The organism is Streptomyces sp. SID14478, from assembly GCF_010548525.1.
Lineage (GTDB): Bacteria > Actinomycetota > Actinomycetes > Streptomycetales > Streptomycetaceae > Streptomyces.
Genome location: NZ_JAAGMG010001010.1, coordinates 1 through 4493 on the forward strand (window position 1 = coordinate 1; position 4493 = coordinate 4493).

5 protein-coding genes and 1 pseudogene are annotated in these 4493 nt (G+C 74.1%); 1 reads left to right on the plus strand and 5 read right to left on the minus strand.

Annotated elements, in window-relative coordinates; all coding sequences use genetic code 11:
* Nucleotides 1-895: pseudogene (locus G3I40_RS32570) on the minus strand (hypothetical protein); the annotation flags it as partial.
* A 114-nt stretch (nucleotides 896-1009) separates the two neighbouring features.
* Nucleotides 1010-1261: a helix-turn-helix transcriptional regulator gene (locus tag G3I40_RS32575; RefSeq protein WP_164306216.1), complete on the minus strand. Its 252-nt coding sequence runs from the start codon at nucleotides 1259-1261 to the stop codon at nucleotides 1010-1012.
* A gap of 64 nt (nucleotides 1262-1325) precedes the next feature.
* Between G3I40_RS32575 and map the strand changes: the two genes are divergently transcribed.
* Nucleotides 1326-2093 carry a type I methionyl aminopeptidase gene (gene map / locus G3I40_RS32580; protein ID WP_164306217.1) on the plus strand — a complete coding sequence of 256 codons (768 nt, stop codon included), beginning with the start codon at nucleotides 1326-1328 and terminating at the stop codon, nucleotides 2091-2093.
* 178 nt (nucleotides 2094-2271) lie between these two features.
* Here the strand turns inward: map and G3I40_RS32585 are convergent, their stop codons facing one another.
* The 3 genes from G3I40_RS32585 to G3I40_RS32595 all read right to left on the minus strand — a co-directional run.
* A complete protein-coding gene (locus tag G3I40_RS32585) occupies nucleotides 2272-3213 on the minus strand; it encodes an FKBP-type peptidyl-prolyl cis-trans isomerase (protein ID WP_164306218.1) in 942 nt (313 codons plus the stop codon).
* 222 nt (nucleotides 3214-3435) lie between these two features.
* Nucleotides 3436-4098 carry a response regulator transcription factor gene (locus G3I40_RS32590; RefSeq protein ID WP_164306219.1) on the minus strand — a complete coding sequence of 221 codons (663 nt, stop codon included), beginning with the start codon at nucleotides 4096-4098 and terminating at the stop codon, nucleotides 3436-3438.
* A partial coding sequence (locus tag G3I40_RS32595) for an ATP-binding protein (protein ID WP_343245088.1) occupies nucleotides 4095-4493 on the minus strand: 399 nt, incomplete at its 5' end. The genes G3I40_RS32590 and G3I40_RS32595, both read right to left, overlap by 4 nt.

Consider the following 4493-nt stretch of genomic DNA (forward strand, 5'->3'; position numbering starts at 1 on the left):
GGGGGGCCTCGTCCGTCGAGCCCGCGAACCGCGCTCCCCGCGGCGTACCGACTCCCGGCGCCGGAGCCGCAGTTGCGGGAGGGGTGTCAGGGGGCGGGGCGGCTTCCTGAGGCATCCCCGCGAAGCGCGCGCTGCCGCGGGGGCGGCGCTTGCGTTCCTTGACCTGCTTCGGGGCGGCCACGGGCCGCAAACGCTCCGGACCGGCGGGCCGCACACGCTCCGGAGCTACAGGCCTCGAACGCTCCGGCTCTGCGGGCCACACACGCTCCGGACCGGCGGGCCGCGAACGCTCCGGACCGGCGGGCCACACACGCTCCGGATCTACGGGCCACACACGCTCCCGACCAGCGGGCCGCGAACGCTCCGGATCTGCGGTCCGCGCCTCCAATGAGGCTTTTCTTGCCCGGAGTTCGACGATCCGGGCCGATGCGCGCTCGTGGTCGTCCCGTGCCCACGCCGCCTCCAGGCGGATCGCCTCCGCCTCCTGCGGGGTTCCCGCGGCGTCCAGCCTGCGCCCCGACTCCCGCCGCCGTTCGTCCGCGTAGTGCTGTTCGCGCAGCATCGTGGCGAGGCGGCCGGCGAGGGACTCGGCGCCGCCCGGCCCCGCGTCGTAGGCCCGGGCCGAGGCGCGCTGCAGGGCGCGTGCCCGGGCGCTCTCCCGGGCGGCCGCGTCCGCGCCGTACGTCGCGGCGATGTCCTGGACCAGCGATTCCACGACGTCCCAGGGCGGCACCTCGCGCCCGTCCAGGCAGGCCTTCATCCCCTCGGGGTCCCGCTGCCAGAAGACGCCGCACCAGCCCGCGCCCTGGTCGATCCGGGCCAGCAGCCCTTGCAGATAATCCGCGAACTCCCCCACCTCGTCCGGGAGTTGCGAAAGCCGTCCCACGTCCGTCACGCGCCCCCGCCGATCCTCGCGCACCTTGGAGCCCTACGCCCCGGAAGGAAACACCCGGCGTGTTACGAGGGTGCTACGCGCGCTTTACCGCGGTGAAGCCGTGCCCGGCTCGCCTCAGACGGGCACCAGGGCGCAGCGCACCACCAGGTCGTCCATGGACAGACCCAGTTCGCGGGCGAGGGCGGCCACCGTGAAGAAGGCCGGCGTCGGCGCCCGGCCGGTCTCGATCTTGCGCAGCGTCTCCACGGAGATGCCCGCACCGGCGGCCACCTCCGTCATGCTGCGCCCCAGGCGCGCCTCACGCAGCAGCCGACCGAGGCTCTCGCCGCGCTCACGCTCTTCCGGAGTCAAAGGGGTACGGACCATGCCTCCACCCTACCCGAGGAACACCATTCCTATACCGGATTCAAATACCGGTATAGTTATTGGCATGGTGGAACTGAAGACAGACACATCGATCGACGCGATGCGGGAGGCGGGCCGTGTCGTGGCACAGGCCCTGACCGCCGTGCGCGAGCACGCCGCCGTGGGCGTGAGCCTGCTGGAGCTGGACGAGGTGGCACACGACGTGCTGCGCAAGGCGGACGCGGGCTCGCCCTTCCTGAACTACCGGCCCCACTTCGCGGCCACCCCTTTCCCCGCGGTGATCTGCGCGTCCGTGAACGACGCCATCGTGCACGGCATCCCGGACGGCTACCGGCTGCGCGACGGCGACCTCGTGTCGATCGACTGCGGGGCCCAGCTGGACGGCTGGGCGGGCGACTCCGCGATCAGCTTCACGGTCGGCACCCCGCGCCCGGCGGACGTGGCCCTCATCGAGGCGGCTGAGCGGGCGCTGGCCGCCGGCATCGGCGCCGCCCTCGTGGGCAACCGGATCGGCGACATCGCACACGCCGTGGGCAGCGTCTGCCGGACCGCAGGATTCGGGATCATGGAGGACTTCGGCGGGCACGGCGTGGGCCGCCGGATGCACGAGGACCCGCCGGTGCCGAACGAGGGGCGGCCGGGCCGCGGCATGCCGCTGCGCCACGGCATGGTGCTGGCGATCGAGCCGATGCTGATCGGCGGGGGCACGGACGCGTACCACGAGGCGCCGGACGGCTGGACCCTGCGCACGAACGACGGCTCCCGCGCGGCGCACGTCGAGCACACGGTCGCGATCACGGACGCGGGGCCGCGCATCCTGACCGCGCTCTGAGCCGCCCGCCGCCGGGAGAAGCCCGCCCCGCATGCCCTCGCGCCCGCACGCCCCGCGGTCCCGCACGGACCGGAGAGCAAAGACAGCAAGCGCAGCAAGGACAAACAGCAGGCACCGACCGGCAGGGCCGCAACAGCCGCCATGGCCGCTGACGCCTCCCGCGGCGAGGGCGAGGGCGTCAGCGGTCCTGGCGGTCCAGCACGTCGACCACCCAGAAGATCGGGTGCGCGGACGGGGCGGCGATCCCGCCTTTCGTCGTCGTGAAGCCCTTGCGGTACTGCGCGGGGACGGCGATCTGGAGCCTGCTGCCCACGCGCGTCCCTTTCAGCGCCTCGTACATCGCCGGCGGCAGGGCCGCCTTGTGGAGCAGCATGCCGCTGGGGCCGGTGGCCCCGTACGTGACCCGGTACGGCTTGTCCCGGCCCCAGATCCAGCTCGCGTACTGGGCGACGGCCACGTCACCGTCGGCGAGGACTGGCCCCTTGCCTTCGACGAGCGTGCGCACGTCGAGCGTGCGCGGCGCGTCCGCTCCCCAACTCCCCACCGTGGGAAGCCTCTTCGGGCCGGTGAAGGACACCGAGGGAGCCGCCGGGGCGCCGCCCGCGGCCTTCGTCTCCGGCACCCGCTGGTCGATCCCGTAGCCGCCGACGAGGTCGAAGACGAGCACCATGTGGTCGCCCGGGCCGGCCTGCGCGGACGCCGGGCCGTGCGGTCCGGAGCCGCTCTTCGGCGGCGTGACCATCAGGACGCGGCTGCCGCCCTTGCGGCCGACCAGCGCCCGGCCCCAGACGCGGGGGACGTGTGCGCCGTCGAAGGAGACGGTCGCCGGCTGGAGCCGTCCCCAGGACGACATGAGCTTCCTCTCGCCCTCCCAGGTCTTCATCTCCACGTCGGTGACGACGACTTGGCCCTTCTTCACCTCGGGGCCCGCACCCTCGTGCAGGACCTTCGTCCGGCCCTGCGCGGGCGCCGGGAGGTCCGGGATGGAGATGGTGGGGCGGCTGCCGAACGCGCCGGACACCTCGGGGATGTTGTCGGGCTCGGCCGACGCGCACGCGGTCGCGGCGAGGGCCGCGACGGCGAGCGCGGCAGCTGCGCGCAGGGGCGGGGCGAGGGGCACGGGTCCTCCTGGTGGGGATGCGGGGGGTCTGCCAGCGAGGGTCGCCGCCCGCCGCGCGCCACCGACGCATCCGTGCCCCGACACACCGGATGCCGTACACCCCATGGGCGTACGGCACCGAGGCGCGAGGAGCGGGACCACCCCCGTCCGGCCCGGGCGAGCGCCCCCTGTTCTTCCGCCCGCGCCCCGGCGGTAATTCCCGCACGCCGGCGCCCGCCCGGCTCAGCGCGACGGCGCCACGAGCCCCAACTCGTAGGCGGTGATGACGAGTTGGACGCGGTCACGGGCGTCCAGTTTGGTGAACAGCCGGGCCACATGGGACTTGGTGGTGGCCACGCTGATGAACAGCTCCTCGGCGATCTCCTGGTTCGACCGGCCGAGACCGACCAGCGTGAGCACCTCGCGCTCCCGCTCCGTGATGCCCTCGACGGCGCGCGGCGGCCGGGCCGTGGCCTGCCCCGGGCGCCCCACGAAGTCCGCGATCAGCCGGCGGGTGACGCCCGGCGCGATGAGCGCGTCCCCGGCCGCGACCACCCGGACCGCCGCGAGGATGTCCTCCAGCTGCATGTCCTTGACGGCGAAGCCGCTCGCCCCGGCGCGCAGCGCCCCGTACACGTAGTCGTCCTCGTCGAAGGTGGTCAGCACGAGCACCCGGCTGCCGGTGTCGGCGGCAGTGATGTGCCGGGTCGCCTCGATGCCGTCCATGCCGGGCATCCGGATGTCCATCACGACCACGTCCGGCCGCAGCGAGGCGGCCAGCCCGACGGCCTCGGCCCCGTCGCCGGCCTCGCCCACGACCTCCAGGTCGTCGGTGTCGGCGATGAGGACCCGCAGCCCCGAGCGGACCAGCGGCTGGTCGTCGACGAGCAGCACCCGTACGGTCATCGCGCCGCTCCCGGCAGCGGGATCCTGGCCGCCACCCGGAATCCGCCCTCCGGCCGCGGCGCCGCGCTGAACTCCCCGTGCAGCAGACTCACCCGCTCCCCCATCCCCGTGATCCCCATGCCGGGGACCGTACCGGGTGCCCCCGCCCCACCGTCCACGATCTCCAGGAACAGTTCCTCGTCCGCGTACGAGACGAGGACCCGGCACGTGTCGGTGGCCGCGTGCCGCACCACGTTGGTCAGGGACTCCTGCACGATCCGGTACGCCGACAGGTCGACGTCGGACGGGAGCGGGCGGGGCTCCCCCGTGCACACGACCTCGACGCGCACGCCCGCGTCCCGGGCCGTCAGCTCGGCCAGCCGGTCGAGCTCGCCGAGGCCCGCGCCGGGGGCGAG

Excerpts from the sequence above, each read along its gene's own strand:
- map (WP_164306217.1), top strand. The coding sequence starts at position 1,326 with ATGGTGGAACTGAAGACAGACACATCGATCGACGCGATGCGGGAGGCG.
- G3I40_RS32590 (WP_164306219.1), bottom strand. The coding sequence starts at position 4,098 with ATGACCGTACGGGTGCTGCTCGTCGACGACCAGCCGCTGGTCCGCTCG.
- G3I40_RS32575 (WP_164306216.1), bottom strand. The coding sequence starts at position 1,261 with ATGGTCCGTACCCCTTTGACTCCGGAAGAGCGTGAGCGCGGCGAGAGC.